Origin of the sequence: Acinetobacter sp. UBA3025, assembly GCF_002367915.1 — a bacterium.
In the GTDB taxonomy this organism is placed as follows: domain Bacteria; phylum Pseudomonadota; class Gammaproteobacteria; order Pseudomonadales; family Moraxellaceae; genus Acinetobacter.
On record NZ_DFDO01000004.1, the window covers coordinates 1 to 232 of the forward strand.

Consider the following 232-nt stretch of genomic DNA (forward strand, 5'->3'; position numbering starts at 1 on the left):
ATCACGAATCTCACCGACCATCACCACATCCGGATCCTGACGCAACATGGCTTTTAAAGCACGAGCAAAGGTCATGTCGACTTTGGTATTTACCTGAGTCTGACCAATCCCTTCTAACTGATATTCCACCGGATCTTCAGCCGTCAGGATATTTTTGGAACCATCATTTAGATCAGAAAGTGCTGCATATAAGGTAGTGGTCTTACCCGAACCTGTAGGTCCAGTCACCAGA

At 46.1% G+C, this 232-nt stretch carries 1 protein-coding gene; it reads right to left on the bottom strand.

The features are described 5' to 3' along the window. Positions 1-232 (bottom strand): GspE/PulE family protein (locus B4J23_RS00100; RefSeq protein WP_291358104.1); only part of this gene is annotated, 232 nt, incomplete at both ends.